This is a genomic window from Brevibacillus centrosporus, assembly GCF_003710815.1.
GTDB lineage: Bacteria > Bacillota > Bacilli > Brevibacillales > Brevibacillaceae > Brevibacillus > Brevibacillus centrosporus.
Genome location: NZ_RHHP01000008.1, coordinates 70,357 through 90,158, shown reverse-complemented (window position 1 = coordinate 90,158; position 19,802 = coordinate 70,357). Strand labels below are relative to the sequence as shown.

Genomic DNA, 19,802 nt, shown 5'->3' with positions numbered 1-19,802 from the left:
TTTCGTCTTTAGGAACGTGAAAGGTGGACTTATACATATGTCTTCTGTTGATCGCATCACAGCAGGTTTAAATCCGGAGCAGCGGGAAGCTGTTCTGACCACGGAAGGGCCCGTATTGATTCTGGCCGGAGCGGGTAGTGGCAAGACCAAGGTGCTCACTCAGCGCATCGCTTATCTCATCAGCGTCAAGCAAGTAGCGCCATGGAGTATTTTGGCGATTACATTTACGAATAAAGCCGCACGGGAAATGCAAAATCGCGTAGCGAGCATCATCGGAGGGGCAGCGGCACAGGATGCCTGGCTGTCGACCTTCCACTCCCTGTGCGTACGCATCCTGCGCAGAGATATTGACCGTTTGGGGATCAACCGTAGCTTCTCCATCCTGGATGCGTCAGATCAGCTGTCCGTCGTCAAGCAATGCTTGAAGGATCTCAACATCGATCCGAAGCAGTATGAGCCGCGCTCTATTTTGGCGGCGATCAGCACGGCGAAGAACGAGCTGACCGATCCAGAGACGTTCACACGTCTGGCCGGGGATCCGTTCTCCCAGGTGGCGGCCAAGGTATACGAGGCATACCAGAAGAAGCTGAGAAACAATCAGTCTCTGGACTTTGACGATTTGATCATGACGACTGTCCGGCTGTTTAAAGAAGTGCCGGAAGTGCTGGAATTCTACCAGAAAAAATTCCGCTACATCCACGTCGACGAGTATCAGGATACGAACCGTGCCCAGTATTTGTTGATTTCCATGCTGGCAGATAAGCATCGAAACGTTTGCTGCGTAGGGGATGCCGACCAAAGTATTTACAAATGGCGCGGTGCAGATATTTCCATCATTTTAAACTTTGAAAAAGACTATCCCGAAGCGAAAATGATTAAACTGGAGCAAAACTATCGCTCTACCAAAACGATTCTGCAAGCAGCCAACCAGGTCATCGCGAACAACAAGCTGCGCAAGGAAAAGAAGCTGTGGACAGAAAACGTAAGCGGTGAGAAAATCAGCTGCTTCCAGGGAGATTCCGAGCATGACGAGGCTTACTTTATCGTGGACTCGATCCGCAGACAAATGGCGCAGTATAAGAGCTACGACAAGTTCGCCGTCCTGTACCGGACGAACGCCCAGTCCCGTGTGGTGGAGGAAGTGTTCATCAAGTCGAACATTCCGTATACGATCGTGGGCGGTACGAAGTTCTACGACAGAAAAGAGATCAAGGACATCCTTGCTTACTTGCGCCTGATATCCAATCCGGATGACGACATCAGCCTGCAGCGCGTGATCAACGTACCGAAGCGCAACATCGGGGATACGACGGTAGACAAGCTGCAAGCTTACGCCAATGCAAATGGCCAGTCGCTGTTCACGGCGATCCAGGAGGCAGGATACATGGGGCTGCCTGCGCGCACGACCAATGCGATCCTGTCCTTTAACGACCTCATTACGAGTCTGATGCAAATGACAGACTATCTGAGCGTCACAGAGCTGGTGGAGGAAGTGCTCAAGCGCTCGGGTTACCGCGAAATGCTGAAGGAAGACAAAACATTGGAAGCACAGGCGCGTCTGGAGAACATCGAGGAGTTTCTCTCCGTTACGCAAGAGTTCGAGCGCAAGAACGAAGACAAAAGCCTGCTCGCCTTCCTGACGGATCTCGCACTGGTGGCAGACATCGACTCGCTGGGCGATGACGGTGCGCAGGAGGAAGTTTCTGCGGAAGGACAGGTCGTTCTGATGACGCTGCACAGTGCCAAGGGTCTGGAGTTTCCGGTCGTCTATCTCGTGGGCTTGGAGGAAGGGGTCTTCCCGCATAGCCGCTCGCTCTTTGACGAGTCCGAGATGGAGGAGGAGCGCCGCCTCGCGTATGTAGGAATCACTCGTGCGGAGGAGCGCCTGTTTATGACCTGCGCCCGGATGCGGACTCTTTTCGGACGGACGAATGTCAATGCGCCTTCTAGATTTTTGCAGGAGATTCCGGCAGAGCTGCTCGATGGCAGTCCCGTTGCAGATAGAGGCTACGGCAGCGGTGGGGGCGGAGGCTTCGGTCAACGTGAAGCCGGACGCTCTGCTTTTGGTGGCGGAGGCTTCCAAACAGGTGCACCTCGCGTAGGCATGGCACAGCGCTCTGCAGCGACAGCAGGCTCGCCGTTTGCTCGTCCGGCGGCAGCCCAAGCGGGAGACAAACTCCCAGGCCACGGTGCTGCGGCTGGCGTGGATTGGAAAGTTGGCGACAGGGTCAAGCATGGCAAATGGGGCACAGGGACAGTCGTAAAAGTAAAAGGAACCGGAGACGACAAAGAGCTGGATATTGCGTTCCCAAGCCCGACCGGAATCAAGAAGCTGCTGGCCAAATTTGCTCCAATCGAACGGGGTTAATGTAGTGGAATCGGTATAGTAAAGGGTGGAGTAGATGGATCGACTGACGGCGGAAACAAAAATTGCGGAATTAACGAAACGAATTGAGCGGCACAACCGTCTTTACCATGAACTAGATCAGCCTGAGATTTCCGATCAGGAATACGATCAATTGGTGCGGGACTTGCGAGAGCTGGAGAGCAGCTTTCCAGATCTGGCATCCGAGGACTCTCCGACCCAGCGAGTAGGGGGAGAACCTCTTCCTTTCTTTGAAAAAGTGGTACATAGAACACCGATGCTAAGCCTCGGCAACGCCTTTAACGAAGAGGACCTGCGGGATTTTGACCGCCGTGTCCGCCAAGCAGTCGGGAATCAGGCCGTACGCTATGTAGGTGAGCTCAAAATCGACGGACTTGCAGTCTCGCTTCACTACGAAGACGGGAAGTTCGTTCGGGGAGCGACGCGTGGGGACGGCACCACGGGTGAAGACATTACGCAAAACCTCAGGACGATTCGCTCCATTCCGCTGCGTCTGACCCGGCCATTGACGCTGGAGGTGCGTGGGGAAGCGTACATGTCCAAGGGCGCTTTTGAGCGGCTGAACAAGGAGCGCGAAGAAAAAGGCGAAGCGCTTTTCGCCAATCCGCGCAACTCGGCAGCAGGCTCCCTGCGCCAGCTCGATCCCAAGATTGCCGCTTCCCGTCAGCTGGATACGTTCATCTACGGCATCGGTGAATTGCAGGGAGAATCCGTCGAATCCCACAGCGAAGGACTGGATTTGCTGGAGACATTGGGCTTCGCGGTCAACCCGGAGCGTCGAGTGTTCGACAACATCGATGACTTGATCACGTTTATCGCGAGCTGGACGGAAAAACGGCCGAGTCTGCCATACGAAATCGATGGCATGGTCATCAAGGTGGACAGCTACGCTCAGCAGCAGGAGCTTGGATTTACGGCAAAAAGCCCGCGTTGGGCCATCGCTTACAAATTCCCTGCGGAAGAAGCAGTCACCGTGCTTGAGGGCATTGAGGTGTCTGTAGGGCGCACCGGTGCTGTGACGCCGACTGCACTGCTCAAGCCGGTAAGCTTGGCGGGAACGACAGTCAAACGCGCTTCGCTGCACAACGAAGACATCATTCGGGAAAAAGGCTTGATGATTGGCGACCACGTCGTCGTGAAAAAAGCGGGAGACATCATTCCGGAAATCATTGCAGTTCTCCCAGAGCGCCGTACAGGGGCAGAGCAGCCGTTTAGCATGCCGACCCATTGCCCGGAATGCGGCAGTGATCTGGTCCGTTTGGAGGAAGAGGTAGCGCTGCGCTGCATCAACCCGATGTGTCCGGCGCTGATTCGGGAGGGCATGATTCACTTCGTCTCCCGCACCGCGATGAATATTGATGGCTTGGGCGAGAAAGTAGTAGCTCAGCTCTTCAACGACGGCATCATTCACAGTGTGGCGGATCTCTATTACCTGCACCAGCAGCGCGATGTATTGCTAGGCATGGAGCGCATGGGGGAGAAGTCCGTGGACAATCTGCTCGCAGCGATCGAGGCGAGCAAGGAAAACTCACTGGAGCGAGTCCTGTTCGGTTTGGGGATTCGACTGGTGGGTGCCAAAGCGGCAAAAGTCATCGCGGAGCATTTTGGAACCATGGATGCGATTATGCAAGCTAGTGAAGAGGATCTGACCCAGATCGATGAAATCGGTCCGAAGATGGCAGCTAGCCTGGTCAACTACTTTGAGCAGCCACAGGCCAAAGCCGTCATCGAGCGATTGAAAGCGGCTGGAGTCAATATGGAGTACAAAGGCTTGCGTGTTGAGAGCGGGGCTGATCTGCCATTTGCAGGAAAAACGATTGTGCTTACCGGTACGCTGACGCAAATGTCGCGTCAAGAAGCAGAAGAAGCAATTGCCCGCCTCGGCGGGAAAGTAACGGGCAGCGTAAGTAAAAAAACCGATCTGGTCATTGCAGGTGATAAGGCTGGCTCCAAGCTGGAGAAAGCCGAGAAGCTGGGTGTGGCTGTGATGGACGAGGCAGGCTTCCTGCAGGTCCTAGAAAGCAACGGCTAGCCAATCATTCCTTGGCGACGGCAGACGGAAGAGCAAGGAAAGGGACGTGAAGAGCATGAAGGGCTTCCTACGATGGGGATATGGAGCAATGGTTTTGGTACTTTTGTCTGGCTGCAACGACAGCGAGCAAAACAAACCAGCTCCACCACCCACGGTAACGGCAGCGGCTCTAAAGGGTGACCTGACCTACCAGGATGTGCTGGAAAAAGGGGAAACGGTACATAACCTGGCTATGACGACAGACGCAGAAAGAATCTGGGTAGGCACTCACTCAGGACTGTACAGCTCGACACCTGGCGGGCTGTGGAGTCTTTTATCTACTGAGCTCGAGTATCAAGACATTGTCGGCTGGTTTGTCGATCCCAAAGACCCACATCAGATCTACGCAGCAGGAAATCAGGGTGTGATGCATTCGAGCGACGGCGGCAAGGAATGGACCTCCATCGGGTCTGGCTTGCCTTCTCCCGCCGATATCCGCAGCTTTGCAGGGATTCGTGAGGGAGACCAGATTCGCTTGTTTGCTTTCGTTTCCGGAGAGGGCATCTACCAATCATCGGACGGCGGAGACAACTGGAGCATCTGGCAGCCGATGGACCAGGAAGTTTTTGCTATGGATTTCAACCCTGAGGAAAATCGTCTCTATGTAGCGGCGCAATTCAGCTTGCTCTATAATGAGGACGGGGAATGGAAGACAGAGGTGCTTCCGCAAGCGCAGCAGATCTACTCTCTATCTGTCGACAAGCGCACGGGCATTTTGGCTGTGGCAACCGAGCAGGGCATTTTTGAAAAAATAAAAGGCGAGTGGCGTCTTCTGGATGCACGCTCACCGGAGAAGCTGATCATGATCTCTTCGGGAGAAGGAGAGACAAAGTGGGTCGGAGTAGGGGAATCTGCACTGATTTACAAGCTTTCCGATAACCGATGGGTCAAATGGAACTAGGGTGCCCTGCTTTACAGCACAGATAGGAACGATAAGTCCTATCCGGTACAAGTTGCAACTATGGCGAGACCTTAGCCAAGTTTTCTAGGAGTAAAAGGAGTAACGTATGAATGCGAAGTTTTTGACAGGATGCAAGCTGATGACAGCTTTACTTCTCGTGATTGCCACAACGGGTTGCTCGCTGCTGCCGCGTGGCCAGGAAACAGGACCAGAGCCTGCAACTCCATCCTTGTCGCCGGTGGTAGAAGTTTCCGAAGATTATTACGGCAGTATTCCGCCGTATAAACCAAACCAGACTCGCGGTATGCTGAGTGATACCAAATACCGGATCGATTTCAGCCACCTTGAGCTGGGACTGATGGAGTTTGCCCGTGAAACGTTCCCGACCTCCGAATATCTGTTCCAGGAAGGGCAGCAGATCAAACAGGAGCAGGTGACGGAATGGATCGCGCAGGAGAAGGCAGGCGCGGCAAACGGACAAAAGAAAAAAGGGATCTTGGTACACGTACTCGAGCATGATTACCTCAGCAAGGAAAAGGATCACTTGGGGCAATTGGAAGGAATGGTCCTGGGTCTGTCCCTGTCTCCTGAGTATCAGGATGCGACCGGACAGGATAAAATGTACACGACGCAGGAGCTGCAGGCGAAGGGTCAGCAGCTGGCTGCCCGTATCGTCCAGTCGATCCGGGTCAATACCCCGACGGTGCCGATGCTGGTCTTGCTGTATCAAGTACCGGAAGCCAACTCATCGCTGGTGCCAGGGCATTTTATTATGTCGGGGACAGTCAATGCCAATGAAGCATCGGTCTCCAAATGGCAGCCGATTGACGAGGAGTTCTATTTATTCCCAAGCTCGGACGTAGAGAGCAAGTACGCCCAGCAGTCTTTGCAGTACGACAAGCTGATGCGTCAGGTGCAATCGTATTTCGGCGAGTATGTGGGGATGACGGGTGTCGGAAGATTCATGGGCGGTAAAATGACAGAGCTGACGATCACCGCTACGGCGGAGTACGACTCTCGCACAGAGGTCTTGCAGTTTACGCAATTTGCGGCAGGCAGCATCAACCAGCTGTTCGACAAGAGCGTGCATATCAATCTATATGTCCAGTCGATGAACAAGCCGCTTGCGATCTACATTCGACCAGCCACTGGTGAGCCGTACATGCACATATACCGACAGTAAAAAAGCAAAGGACTCTTTCACCGAAATGGGGAAGGAGTCTTTTTTACTTATAACGATGAAAAAAGAGGAGCTTATCAACATAGCTGGGGTGAGGAAAAGCAGGCTTCCGTTTCTTTGCTCCGACCTACACCCTACGTAGAAGATGAGACTGTCCGCTCCACAACGATTCACGGGGAAGCGGCAAAGTAGTAGCCGCTAGGCAGGGAACGCAGGGGTACCGCTTCTGGAACCCGTGAATTCGTTGTTCCGCTAAGTAGGGTTCCGGAGTCGCTCCGCCTGGAAACCTGCTTCTCCAGCGAGCCTTTGTGGTTTCTAGGCACCTTTTTTACTTCCCGCGTTTTTCTCGCATGAACCAGTAGTGTAAGAGGTTATCGTCCTTTCTAACACATGTGTGCAAAAGTGTACAGAGATATACAAAAGTGTCTATGTCTGTTCGTGGACATCGCTTGTTGTTTTTCGAGAAAAATGCAAACACTATCCGAGTGTGTGCGAAGTCGGTTTTGTTGGTACGATCCTTGCATATGTATAGAGAATGAAACCAAACATGGAAGAATTCGATAAGGAGGCGTCACAATGCAAGTAGAATTCAAAAACGAGGCGTTTACCAATTTTAGCTTACCAGAAAATAAAAAGGCGTTTGAAGAAGCGCTCGCAAAAGTTGAAAGCGAGCTGGGCCGTGAATATGATCTGATCATCGGCGGAGAGCGTATCAAAACCGAGAAGAAATCCCGTTCCATCAACCCTTCCAATAAAGAGCAAGTAGTGGGTGTTGTTTCCCAGGCTGACCAAGCACTGGCTGAAAAAGCGATCCAAGTAGCAGCAAGCACATTCGAAACCTGGAAAAAGGTTCCTGGCACTTCCCGTTCCCGCTACCTGACTAAAGCAGCAGCAATCCTGCGCCGTCGTAAGCATGAGTTCTCTGCTTGGCTCGTAAAAGAAGCAGGAAAAAGCTGGCCAGAGGCGGATGCGGATACTGCAGAAGCAATCGACTTCATGGAGTACTATGCTCGCCAAATGGATAAGCTGTCCCAGCGCCATGATCTTCCTCGCATCCCGGATGAAGATAATGAGCTGTACTACGTTCCACTTGGTGTAGGGATCGTAATCCCACCATGGAACTTCCCTCTCGCCATCATGGTTGGTATGACGACAGCAGCTCTGGTTGCAGGTAACACAGTAGTGCTGAAGCCTGCTTCCACAACGCCTGTAATTGCAGCCAAATTCATGGAAGTACTCGAAGATGCTGGCGTACCTGCAGGTGTAGTAAACTTCGTACCGGGCTCCGGCAGCGAAATCGGTGACTACCTCGTTGAGCATATCCAAACTCGTTTCATCAGCTTTACTGGTTCCCGCGATGTAGGTCTGCGTATCAACGAGCTGGCTGCTAAACATCGTCCAGGACAAAAATGGATGAAGCGTCTGGTTGCTGAAATGGGTGGTAAAGACTCCATCGTGGTAGACAGCGATTGCGATATCGAGCTGGCTGCTCAATCCATCGTGGCATCTGCATTTGGCTTCTCCGGTCAAAAATGCTCGGCGTGCTCCCGTGCGATCGTACACCAAGACGTATACGATCAAGTGCTGAACCGCGTAGTCGAACTGACGAACAACCTGACTGTAGGCGATATCCGCAGCAACGATTTCTACACAGGTCCAGTCGTTGATGATAAAGCGTACAACAAAATTTTGGAATACATCGAGATCGGTAAAACAGAAGGCAAACTGGTTGCAGGTGGCGAAAAGGGTCCAGACTCCGGCTACTTCATTATGCCAACTGTATTTGCAGACGTAGCTCCAGATGCACGCATCATGCAGGAAGAAATCTTTGGACCTGTAGTGGCATTCTGCAAAGCGAGCGACTTTGACCATGCGATGGAAATCGCGAACAACACCGAGTACGGCTTGACTGGTTCTGTCATCAGCCGCAACCGTGCAAACCTGGAGCGCGCTCGTGAAGAGTTCCACGTAGGTAACCTGTACTTCAACCGCAAGTGCACAGGCGCTTTGGTAGGCGTACATCCTTTCGGCGGCTTCAACATGTCCGGTACAGACTCCAAAGCAGGTGGCCCAGACTACCTCTTGCTGTTCACTCAAGCAAAACTGGTTTCCGAAAAACTGTAAGACTTGTCTTTACAAAAGTCGCCTCGAACTGGGGCGGCTTTTTTCTTTGCGCCAGCAGGCTTGTGCAATGGGAAGTTTTCTTTACGCTCCTTTTGTCCACACTACTAACAAAATGACGTGCGGGCAGGTGAGAGCGCTGTTTACGTATGTAGTTTCAGGATTATCCGCCTTTTTTCTCGTCTATCTGTTGATGCCGGTGGCTCATTGGCTGGCGTGGAAAACGCAGCTGCTGGATATCCCTCGGGGAAGAAAAGGTCATAGCCAACCGATGCCGTTATCGGGCGGAATCGCGATGTTTGTCGGTATGCTCATCGTGTCAGCTTTTTTTGCAGGGGTGCAAAAAACGGTTGCGGTTTTGGCAGTAGGCGGAGCCATATTAATGGCGATCGGATGGGTCGATGATGCGTATAAAGCCAAGCAAAAAGATTTTCCTGCGTTACCCAAATTATTGATACAGCTTTCGGTAGGAATGATGGTATTTTTCTTCGACATCCGTTTTCGAGGCGTCAGTCTCACCTGGTTAGGGGGAGACGACGGTGCTTTTGTTACCTTTCCGTTGTGGATCTCGTTTCTTGCTACGGTGATTTGGATCGTTGGATTGGTCAACATGGTGAACTTTTTGGATGGAGTAGACGGATTGGCGGCAGGAGCGACTATTTTTTCAGCGGTGACGTTGTTCTTTCTCTCGATGGTAAAGGGGCAGGATTTGACGGCGCTGCTGGCAGTGGCACTGGCGGGGGCGGCATTGGCTTTCTTACGCTTTAATTTCTATCCGGCCAAAATCTTCATGGGAGATGCGGGGTCGATGTTCCTGGGATTTGCACTGGCAATCATTTCTCTCGAGGGAACGATGAAAGGGGCTACGCTCATCTCGCTTGTGGTGACAGTCCTCGCTTTGGGATTGCCAGTCATCGATACCTTGCAGGTCATGATCAGCCGATTGCTTGCAGGGTCGCCTATGTATCAGGCAGACCGTCGTCACGTCCATCATCGGCTGATGTCTCATGGTCTGACTGCCAAACAGACCGTTGTGGTCCTGTATGTGGTCAGCTTTTTGTTCTCGGCGTTGTCGCTGTTTCTGTTTTATTTTCAGAAGATCTGAGGGCCGGTCACTCGATTACTCCGCTTGATAAAAACGAAACTGGTTTCGTCCGGAGGCCTTGGCCAAGTAGAGGGCCTTATCGGCGTGGGTCAAGAGCTGATCGGCATCGCTGGAAGTCGTCGGATAGAGGGCGATCCCGATGCTGGTCGTGCTGCGAAACGTATGTCCTTCCAGTATCCACGGCTCTTGAAGTGCGCGGATGATCCGGTTCGAAACCTTTTCGACCTGCTGCTGGTTCTGGATGGAGGTGAGGATGATGACGAATTCATCGCCTCCCAGACGGGCAACCGTGTCTCCCTCCCGTACACAGGAGCTCAGTCTGGCCCCGAGCAGCTGCAGGAACTGATCGCCTGTATTGTGGCCCCAAGTGTCGTTGATTTGCTTGAAATGGTCACAGTCCAGAAAGAGGACGGCGACCATATCCTTATTGGTTTTTGCCGCAGCCAGTGCATTGTGCAGATGGATGTAGAGCAGACGACGGTTTGGCAAGCCGGTCAGCACATCGTGATACGCCATATGCTCCAGCTTGGATTCCAGCTGTTTGCGTTCCGTAATGTCACGAGTAACGGAGAACACATGGGTGCATACGCCGTCTTTATTATAGATAGGGGAAAGGATCGACTCGCCGATCACTTCCCCTTCGCTGGTATAATGGATCGGTGCTCCACTCAAAACGGCTTTTTTGTACATACGGTTCAAAATGGATGCCTTCCCCTCGGGATAGACGTCCTCTATTCGCTTCCCGTAAGCCTCTTCGGTCAGCTTGGCTACTTGCATCGCAGCAGGGTTCATCAAGACATAGCGAAACTGGAGTCCCTCACTTTCAGACTCCTCTACAGACATAAGAAAGAACATGTCTGACATATGATGAAAAAAGCTGGTCAGGATATCCCCGTATTGACTGATTAATGTTTCAATGTCGAGCTTTGACATGTCTGTTTTCTCCTGAAAGTAGGCTTGTCCACCATCTTATAGTATAGCAAGATTGCGAAAGAAAATGATGAGGCGATGGTAGGAGTGCGGGGTTTACTGAGTATTGGCTGAGGTGGTAAAGTAAGGATATCCTTTTTTCAGCTTCTTGGTTGGGAATTCGATCGAAGTATCTTTATCGGAAAAACAAGGAGTTGTCCTATGCGTAAAAAGCTGCTTCCTGTCTTGATTCATCGGTTGCCACAAAACGCGATGTCTCGGACGATGGGGAAAATAACTGCATCAAGATTTAGCCGATTGGCGATTCAACGCTATATCCGCCATTATCACATCGATTCTACCGTGATCGAAAAGCCGGTAAGTCAATATCGTACCTTGAAGGAATTTTTCTGCCGCCGACTGAAACCGGAAGCAAGGCCAATAGCACCAGGCGAACACGTCATCGTCAGCCCAGTGGATGGTACCGTTTCTCAAATGGGAGATATTTGCGAAGGTACATTGATTCAAGCGAAAGGAAAACAGTTCGATGTCGTCGAGCTGCTCGGTGGTTCCGTAGAAGAGGCCAAGCGCTACTACGGAGGAAAATTCATCACCATTTATTTAAGCCCGAGAGATTACCATCGCATTCATATGCCAGTCGAGGGAGACTTGATCCGGTACAGCTATTTGCCGGGACGTCTCTATCCAGTGAACAAGCTGGGGATTGAAAATGTGGATCGCCTTTTTGCACGTAATGAACGGCTCGTCACGTACATTCAAACAAAAGACATGGGCGATTTGGCACTGGTCAAAGTAGGTGCCCTCTTCGTCGGAAGTGTGAAGGTCTCCTACAATACCGCGACTACCAATATCAAGCATGGCCGCCAAACCAATGAGCCCATCATGGACACCCCGCATTACCAAAAAGGGGAAGAGCTCGGCTGGTTCGAGTTTGGCTCTACGGTCATCCTGCTGCTCGAATCCAACCAGCTGGAGTGGGCAAAAGGAATCGAGATCGGCAAAAGCCTGCTCATGGGCCAGCTGCTGGCAGAGAAGGCTGAATAAAGGATTCACGTCAAGAATTGCGTGCCAATAGAGCTCCAAGGCTGCTGATGATTTCAGCCCTTGGGCTTTTTTCGTTGGTTTGGAGTGCTTTTCTGATTAATGATCGCTGAAAAGAGCTTCTATGCAAATGCCAACAGGCTATGCTTTGAAAAATCTTTGAGTGATCGAACGACAGGATGAGCTGACCAGGAAAAAGCAGAAAAAAGCGAAAGGTATTAGGGACACATCCGAGGCGGAGTGGAAAAAGCGGAACAAGCTTGAGCGTCCAACTCTGAGACGCAGCCTTGAGGATGCTACTTTTGGACGCCGTTCCGCTTTTGGAATGGAGCCGTGCAGGAATGACCCCCGAGCAGGTGGCCCTACTAACCTGCAGCGTTTTCTGCTTTTTCCGCCCCTCCCCAACAGCCCGAACGAAATCAACTTCGGTAAATCTTTTTTTACCATAGAAGAAACCGTCGAAAATTGACTGAACCCGCTGTTTTCAAGTAAGATCAAAGTTATGGATACGATTCGGAGGTGGAAACATGAGTGCCATTACTCGCAAAGAAGTGGAGCACGTAGCCAACCTGGCTCGCTTGCAACTGACAGAAGATGAAGCAGAACGTTATACAAAGGATCTCAACGCGATTTTGGAATTCGCAGCGAAGTTAAATGAACTGGATACGTTCAATGTAGCGCCTACCAGCCATGCGACAGATGTGAAAAACGTGATGCGTGAAGACGTCAATCGTCCGTCCCTGCCGCGTGAGGAAGTGCTGAAAAACGCACCGGACCACGAAGAAGGACAGTTCAAAGTACCGGCTGTATTCGAGTAAATTTCTGGAGAAGTGAAGGGAGGAACCTACTGTGTCGCTGTTCGACAAGCGATTGTCTGAAATACATAGCGCCCTGCGCGCAAAGGAGTTGTCCGTGACGGATCTGGTGCAGGCATCCATCGCCAGCATCAAGGAGCACGACGACGAAATCAAATCCGTTCTGCATGCTGATGAAGAAGGGGCTCTTGCTCATGCCCGTCAGCTGGACGAGCGTCTCGCGAAAGGTGGCGAGGAGCTGGGCATGCTGTATGGTCTGCCTGCAGGCTTGAAGGACAACCTCATCACCAAAGACGTACGCACCACCTGCGCCAGCAAATTTTTGGCCAACTTTGATCCTGTCCATGACGGGACTGTTTCCAAAAAAGTGAAGGATGCCGATGCTGTCATCGTGGCGAAGCTGAACATGGACGAGTTTGCCATGGGCGGCTCCAACGAAAACTCCGGCTTCTACCCAACCAAAAACCCATGGAACACCGAGTACGTTCCAGGCGGCTCCAGCGGTGGCTCGGCGGCAGCAATGGCTGCACGTCATTTTTACTTTACGCTCGGTTCGGACACAGGCGGCTCCATTCGTCAGCCAGCAGCTTTTTGCGGCGTGGTTGGTCTGAAGCCGACCTATGGCCGTGTATCGCGTTTTGGTCTCGTGGCTTTTGCTTCTTCTCTCGACCAGATCGGACCTGTAACGAAAAACGTGGAAGACTCCGCATACGTCCTGCAAGCGATCGCAGGCCACGATCCGTACGATTCCACTTCCGCCAATGTAGAAGTTCCTGATTTCCTGTCTGCTTTGACGGGAGATGTAAAAGGGCTGCGCATTGGTGTGCCAAAAGAGCTGATCGGGGAAGGAATTGATCCAGAGGTGCGCGATGCCGTGCTGGCAGCGCTGAAGCAGCTGGAGAGCATGGGAGCGACCTGGAGCGAGGTATCCATGCCGCATACCGAGTACGCGGTGCCTGCTTACTACCTGCTGTCTTCCTCAGAGGCATCGTCCAACCTGGCTCGTTTTGACGGCGTACGCTACGGTGTGCGTGCCGACAATGCGTCCAACCTGATCGAGCTGTACAAAGAGTCCCGCAGCCAAGGCTTCGGTCCAGAGGTAAAACGGCGCATCATGCTCGGTACGTATGCCCTGTCGTCCGGCTATTACGATGCGTACTACAAAAAAGCACAGCAAGTGCGCACCCTGATCATCCAGGACTACAACAGCATCTTTGCTGATTTTGACGTGATTTTGCATCCGACTACGCCATCTACGGCGTTCAAAATCGGGGAAAACGTGGACGATCCGGTCAAAATGTACCTGGAAGACATCTGCACCGTGCCTGTAAACCTGGCGGGCTTGCCAGCGATCAGCGTGCCATGCGGATTCTCCGGGAAAGGTCTGCCGATCGGCTTGCAGATCATCGGCAAAGCGTTTGACGAATCCACCGTGCTGCGCGTGGCACATGCCTATGAACAATCTGTAGGCTTCCATACGCGCAAGCCGGAATGGGTGAGGGGGTAAGAGCATGAGCAAGTACGAAACCGTCATCGGCTTGGAGGTCCATGCCGAGCTGTCCACCAACAGTAAAATTTTCTGCGGCTGCAAAACCGAATTCGGTGCGGAGCCGAATACCCATACATGCCCGATTTGCTTGGGGCATCCAGGCGTACTGCCAGTGACCAATAAGCAGGCAGTGGAATTCGCGATGAAAGCCGCGCTGGCGCTCAACTGCGAAATCTCCCGTGAGACGAAGTTTGACCGCAAAAACTACTTTTACCCGGATTCTCCAAAAGCGTACCAAATCTCCCAGTTCGACCAGCCGATCGGCTACAACGGCTGGATCGATATCGAAGTAAACGGCGAGACTAAACGCATCGGAATCACTCGTCTGCATCTGGAAGAGGATGCAGGGAAGCTGACGCACAGTGACTTCGGCGGAGAGTCTTTGGTAGACTTCAACCGTGTCGGTGTTCCGCTGGTGGAGATCGTATCCGAGCCAGATATCCGCACACCGGAAGAAGCGCGTGCGTATTTGGAAAAGCTAAAAGCGATCATTCAGTACACCGAGGTTTCTGACGTGCGTATGGAGCAAGGCTCCCTGCGCTGCGATGCCAACGTGTCGATCCGTCCGTATGGTCAAGAGGAATTCGGGACCAAGGCCGAGCTGAAAAACATGAACTCCTTCCGCAATGTGCAAATGGGCTTGGAGTATGAAGTGATGCGTCAGACCGAAGTGGTTTCCTCCGGTGGAAAAGTCGTACAGGAAACACGTCGTTGGGATGAGGCAAACAAGAAGACATTGACTATGCGTTCCAAAGAAGAAGCGCATGACTATCGCTACTTTCCAGATCCTGACCTCGTGCGCATGCAAATTTCCGAAGAGTGGATCGAAGCGGTACGCGCGACGATTCCTGAGCTCCCGGATGCTCGCCAAGCGCGCTACGTCAACGACTTTGGACTGTCCAAGGACGACGCTGGTGTCCTCACGATGTCCAAGGAAACGGCTGATTTCTTCGACGAAACAGTCAAGACAGGGGCGGAGCCAAAAGCAGTAGCGAACTGGCTGATGGTGGATCTCCTGGCTCACTTGAACGCCAACAATCTGGTCTTTGCCGACGTGAAAATGACGCCGCAAGGACTGGGTGAGATGATCAAGCTGATCGCAGACGGCACGATTTCCTCCAAGATCGCGAAAACGGTCTTCAAGGAAATGGTCGAGACAGGCAAAGAGCCGAAGAAGATCGTAGAGGAAAAAGGCCTGGTGCAAATCAGCGACGAGGGCGCGCTGCGTCAAATCGTCGTCGATGCGATCAACTCCAACCCGCAGGCTGTTGCTGACTACAAGTCCGGTAACGAAAAAGCAGCCGCTTTCTTCGTTGGTCAAGTCATGAAGCAAACCAAAGGCAAAGCGAACCCGCCGATGGTGAACAAGCTGATTGCGGAAGTATTGAAAGAAATGTAAGGATTGGACCGACAACTACCAAAGCGTTCTCCTGATTCAATGGGAGGGCGCTTTTTTTGCTCATGCACGACCCAAAGATGACAATCCCCGTTTTCTCTAGCATAATGAGTAATGTGAAAATAAGGAAATGATTATAAAATGAGGGGGGACTATGAGATTTGCAAAGCTGAGGGCGGCGGCCATACTGACGGGGGTACTTGGGTGTTTTTATGCGCTTACTCCTGCTATGGACGGGCTCAGGGGAAATGTTGTGCTTGCAGCCTCCGAACAGGCAGCAAAGCTCACGAAAGCACAAGCCGTTGCATTTGCCAAACCATTGCCAATCGCTCTGGAGGGATACGAGCTGGCGGATTTGTTTCCGGATCATCAACAGTCCTTTGAGAGTGGCCGTTCGGCATGGACTGCCGATTGGAGCAAGGGGGAAGATGAGACGGAGCACAAATGGATCACAGTGGATGCTGTCACAGGCAAGCTGCTCAATTATTCGCAGCTGAAAAGGGATAAGCAAATGGCTGCAGACGCCAAGCTGATCTCCCGGCAGGAAGCGCTGCAAGCGGCACAGCAGTTTTTGAAAGCTGTTGCGCCAATGGAGCTATCGCATACGGAGGGGCCAAATCTGTATGAGGAAATGAATCCGTATCCACCACGGGCGGGTGCTTATTCCTTTTTCTTTACGCGTGTGGAAAAGGGGATTCCTTTCCTTGAAAATGATTTGCAGGTGACCGTCGATTTGCGAGGGGAGATTGTGCATTACAAACGCAACTGGTTTGATGGCACGCTGCCCGATCCAGTTCCGCAGCTTTCAGAGGAAGAGGCAAGAGGGCGCTGGGACGAGACGGCACAGCCGACTCTTGGTTACGCTTATGCGGGGGAAAAGCTCTTACCATACGGTTTGAAGCAAAAAGAAATGCACCTCTCCTACTATTACACGGAAAAGGATCCTGCTCTGATCGATGCACAGACGGGTCAAGCGTTGAACCTGCTTGGGGAGATCGTCAGCCAGCCTGAGCGGATCGTAGCGCTGGGGAAAGCCGTTCAAGCAGGTTCCGTACAAAAAGAACTAGCCGACTATGAGATAAGAGAGAAGGCGGATCAAATCGCCAAAGCGATGTTTTCCGCACAGCCAGAGAAGGGTAGCTCGGGAGCATCCACCTTTGTTAGCATGGACGAGTTTGGCGAAGGAAGCCAAATCAATAGCAGCTTATTCTTATACGTCCGTCCTGCTGAGGGAGGAAAGGGTGAGAAGCGATACTCGATCGGGATGGATTCATACGGAAACGTCACTTCCTTTTCGCTAGTAGAAGACCACGCAGAAGGCACAGATCAAGCCAGTCCGCGTTGGATCTCCTACGAAAAGGCGCAATCCATCGCGACAGATTTCATCAAGCAGCTATTGCCCGATCGACTGGGAAGCCTCTATCCGATCTCGCTTCCACCGACAGAGGACAGCCAATCGTTTCACTTTCAGGACGGTGGCAGCTACAATCTTGTATTTGGCTGGCTGAAGCAGGGAGTTCCGGTAGAAAGTCTGGAAACCATGGTCATGGTGAATCCCCAGACAGGAGAGGTGAAAGGATTGATTTCCCTGCCTCCCTACCAAGGGCTGGAGGATATGGAGAAGCAAACGTCCGGGATCGATAGGAAACGGGCGAAGCAAACGGAAGGGGAGAAGAAGACGTTTCAGCTCACCTATTTCATGCCTCATCCAGAGTGGCGGCAAGGAAGCTATCTGGTGAGACGGGAGCCGAAGCTCGTGTACAGGATGACGGGTGACGAGGGTATAGTGGATGCGCACTCCGGACAATGGGTCAGCTTTACTGCGTACAAGCAGTCGAAACTACCTGGTGATATCACCGATCATCCGCAGCGTGCGGTACTCGTGCAAGCAGTCGAGCGGGGATACTTCCCTGTTTCGGAGGGCAGATTGAACCCGGACCAGCTGGTTACCCGAGGGGAGTTTCTACGGATTCTGCTCATTGCGAATCGCTTTTACGGATCGATGCACTTCTTTGGGGAAGAAGTGGAATCTGTGCAGAACTTCGCTGATGTAAAGGAAAGCCATCCTCTTTCCCCGGTTGTACGGGAAGCGATGGGCCTTGGCTTGGTGCAGCCAGCGGCAGGATCGGACAGGCTAAATCCCGATCGTCCCATTACCTTGCAGGAAGCAAACGAGCTGGGCAATAAGCTGCTCGGCCAGGACAACAGTGCGCGCAGCTTTTGGAAGGCCGGGAATTCCCTGCGTCTGCAAGATGCTCTGACGCGTGCGGACCTAGCGGTGTGGCTGGCCGACTGGGAAGAAGCAGCAAAGAATAATCGATAGAGGACGGAAGCTGTTCTTCCGGGGATTGATTGAGCTAAAAAGGCTGTCCTGCCGCTGGAATTCCAGCATACAGGACAGCCTTTTTCTCGGATATCACGCAGTCAGCGCGTGCAGCATGGTTTCCATCAAAACCAAAGCCTGGCGCTCCTTCGCGTCAATACTCGTCAGCAGCTCGATAGCCTGCGCACTTTGCTGAGGTTCATTTGGCTCCCCTCCAGCAGGAAACGGGAAGAGGCGGCAGAGCTGGGCAAATTCGTCGGCAATCGCTCCGTACTGATCAGCAGCTTGCAGGCAGTCTGGACGAATCGCATCAAAAGCTGTGTCAGTCCACGTTTCCGCGATCTCCTTCCAAAAGGCAGAGGCATTGCAGCGAGCATCATGGGCGATGGCAAGCGTGTAAGCATTTCCGTTTGGCTCGATGGTACGATTCTCAAACGCGTTCAGCCAATCGGCGTAGGCGTCAAGTCCATGGGTTGCTCCAAACGCAGGCTCCTCACCACGATAATGCGAGATTGCCATTTGCAGCGCTCCGATCAGCATTTGCCTTTGGTCTGTTTCGAACGACTCATCCAACGTGAGTACAAACAAGTCCTCGATTAATCCGCGGCCCAAATGATCGTACGGAATCGTCCCCTGGTGGCCGCAGTTATCGCCTGCATGAAGCAGCTTCTGCTCGTCATCGTACCCGTAGATCAGGGCGAACTCGGGAATGAACATATCCCAAGCCAATACAGGGTAACCACGATCCACAGAGCGATGAATCAACTCCAGCGCTTGCGGGAGCACTTGAGAGAGCTGTCTCTTTTCGCGTGCACTCGCGCCTAGCTGGGAAGGCTCGACGAGGTTGGCATTTATTTCGATTCCGGTAGCCTGCTTGAAGTCGCTGATGGAACGAGAAGTGAATCCGAGGTTGCGAAGGCCGCGGGATAGCACCGGACCAAATTCAAACATGGTTGGTCCTGCAATGTGTACATGCTCAGGCACTACAGTCAATCGAAAGGCGTGGCCGCTCAATCCCATTACCATTGGAAGAGACAGTTTTCGATTCGCCGCCTCCAGCATACCTCGAAGAGCCATGACGCAAGTAACCCAAGTGTGGAGAGTGAATGCTTCCGGTGTGTTCAATACGACCTTTTTCATAATTCCCGCTTCCTTTCGTGATTGCACGTATTGGTCAACGACGACACGAGTTTTTTCCTGAATCAGCTTTTTGCGTGAACGCGACAGGACCTGGTACACGTTGGCTTGGGAGATCTGAAACAGTCTGGCGATTTCCAGTGGAGACAGGTGATCGAAGAAATGAGACTCGACGATTTTTCTCTCCCGTGGATTGAGACAGTGGAGCAAGCCGGTGATCGTTTGGAGCAGCTCTCTGCGGACCATGATTTCCTCAGGATTGGTCGCGGGATCAACGGGCTGTGACCATCTGCGTCCCAAACGGTGCAGGATGCTGTCCAAGTCCTCCCAGTCTGTCTTCTCTTGATCGGCAGAGCTTGCGATGAGGCCAGAGAACGGTTGCTCGCGCTTTTGCGGCCCTTTTTGCAGGCGCGTGTAAGCCTGGTTGCGGACGATCCGATGCAGCCAAGGCAAGAAGCGGCGACTGTCCATCAAGCTCCCCAGGTGTAAGAAAGCTCGAATCAGCGCTTCCTGCACGATGTCCTCGGCTAGAAACGGCTCCTGGGTATACGAGCGAGCATATCCATAAACCTTGGCACGATGCCGTCTGACCAGCTCTCCAAACGCCTCCCCGTCTCCATCCTTCGCGCGTTCCACCAGAACGTCGTCTGCTGTCATGTCCTCTTCCTGGTCTTCATATCGATTCAAGATCTTGGCATCCATCGTAAAACTCCTCGCTAATTTGTTGACTTGATACATAGACTTAAGCGATGCGGGATTTCTGACAAAGGAGTAGAAAAAATTTTGTTAGCCTTCTCGAAAGGGATTATTTGTAACGTTTTCCACTCTCCCCTATAATGAACATACA

At 52.3% G+C, this 19,802-nt stretch carries 13 protein-coding genes; 11 read left to right on the top strand and 2 right to left on the bottom strand.

Annotated elements, in window-relative coordinates; translation table 11 throughout:
- The first annotated feature begins 37 nt into the window (after positions 1–37).
- The 6 genes from pcrA to EDM55_RS09390 all read left to right on the top strand — a co-directional run bounded on the left by pcrA (position 38) and on the right by EDM55_RS09390 (position 9,764).
- Entirely contained in the window at positions 38–2,368 is a 2,331-nt protein-coding gene (pcrA, locus tag EDM55_RS09415) for a DNA helicase PcrA (protein ID WP_092267368.1), read from the top strand.
- A gap of 34 nt (positions 2,369–2,402) precedes the next feature.
- The gene (gene ligA / locus EDM55_RS09410; RefSeq protein WP_122960183.1) at positions 2,403–4,418 is read left to right on the top strand and encodes an NAD-dependent DNA ligase LigA; all 2,016 of its coding nucleotides are present in this window, start codon (positions 2,403–2,405) and stop codon (positions 4,416–4,418) included.
- Between the two features lie 88 nt (positions 4,419–4,506).
- Positions 4,507–5,358, top strand: coding sequence for a WD40/YVTN/BNR-like repeat-containing protein (locus EDM55_RS09405; protein WP_246011125.1), 852 nt, complete (start codon positions 4,507–4,509; stop codon positions 5,356–5,358).
- Positions 5,359–5,464: 106 nt separating this feature from the next.
- Positions 5,465–6,541: a CamS family sex pheromone protein gene (locus tag EDM55_RS09400; protein WP_092267365.1), complete on the top strand. Its 1,077-nt coding sequence runs from the start codon at positions 5,465–5,467 to the stop codon at positions 6,539–6,541.
- A 573-nt stretch (positions 6,542–7,114) separates the two neighbouring features.
- The gene (gene pruA / locus EDM55_RS09395) at positions 7,115–8,662 is read left to right on the top strand and encodes an L-glutamate gamma-semialdehyde dehydrogenase (RefSeq protein WP_122960182.1); all 1,548 of its coding nucleotides are present in this window, start codon (positions 7,115–7,117) and stop codon (positions 8,660–8,662) included.
- Between the two features lie 67 nt (positions 8,663–8,729).
- Positions 8,730–9,764 (top strand): MraY family glycosyltransferase, encoded by a 1,035-nt coding sequence (locus tag EDM55_RS09390; protein WP_246070855.1) that lies wholly within the window; start codon positions 8,730–8,732, stop codon positions 9,762–9,764.
- A 15-nt stretch (positions 9,765–9,779) separates the two neighbouring features.
- Here the strand turns inward: EDM55_RS09390 and EDM55_RS09385 are convergent, their stop codons facing one another.
- Positions 9,780–10,697, bottom strand: coding sequence for a diguanylate cyclase domain-containing protein (locus EDM55_RS09385; RefSeq protein WP_122960181.1), 918 nt, complete (start codon positions 10,695–10,697; stop codon positions 9,780–9,782).
- A 198-nt stretch (positions 10,698–10,895) separates the two neighbouring features.
- On the opposite strand from EDM55_RS09385, the gene asd reads away from it, so the two are divergent.
- The 5 genes from asd to EDM55_RS09355 all read left to right on the top strand — a co-directional run bounded on the left by asd (position 10,896) and on the right by EDM55_RS09355 (position 17,818).
- Entirely contained in the window at positions 10,896–11,738 is an 843-nt protein-coding gene (asd, locus tag EDM55_RS09380; protein ID WP_092267362.1) for an archaetidylserine decarboxylase, read from the top strand.
- A gap of 524 nt (positions 11,739–12,262) precedes the next feature.
- Positions 12,263–12,553 carry an Asp-tRNA(Asn)/Glu-tRNA(Gln) amidotransferase subunit GatC gene (gene gatC, locus EDM55_RS09370; protein WP_122960179.1) on the top strand — a complete coding sequence of 97 codons (291 nt, stop codon included), beginning with the start codon at positions 12,263–12,265 and terminating at the stop codon, positions 12,551–12,553.
- A 31-nt stretch (positions 12,554–12,584) separates the two neighbouring features.
- The gene (gene gatA, locus EDM55_RS09365) at positions 12,585–14,057 is read left to right on the top strand and encodes an Asp-tRNA(Asn)/Glu-tRNA(Gln) amidotransferase subunit GatA (protein WP_122960178.1); all 1,473 of its coding nucleotides are present in this window, start codon (positions 12,585–12,587) and stop codon (positions 14,055–14,057) included.
- Between the two features lie 4 nt (positions 14,058–14,061).
- Positions 14,062–15,498, top strand: a complete 1,437-nt coding sequence (gene gatB / locus EDM55_RS09360; RefSeq protein WP_122960177.1) for an Asp-tRNA(Asn)/Glu-tRNA(Gln) amidotransferase subunit GatB — start codon at positions 14,062–14,064, stop codon at positions 15,496–15,498.
- 151 nt (positions 15,499–15,649) lie between these two features.
- Entirely contained in the window at positions 15,650–17,818 is a 2,169-nt protein-coding gene (locus tag EDM55_RS09355) for a YcdB/YcdC domain-containing protein (RefSeq protein WP_122960176.1), read from the top strand.
- Positions 17,819–17,911: 93 nt separating this feature from the next.
- Here EDM55_RS09355 and EDM55_RS09350 read toward each other — a convergent pair whose 3' ends face one another.
- Positions 17,912–19,657, bottom strand: a complete 1,746-nt coding sequence (locus EDM55_RS09350; RefSeq protein WP_122960175.1) for an RNA polymerase sigma factor — start codon at positions 19,655–19,657, stop codon at positions 17,912–17,914.
- Between the last annotated feature and the right edge of the window lie 145 nt (positions 19,658–19,802).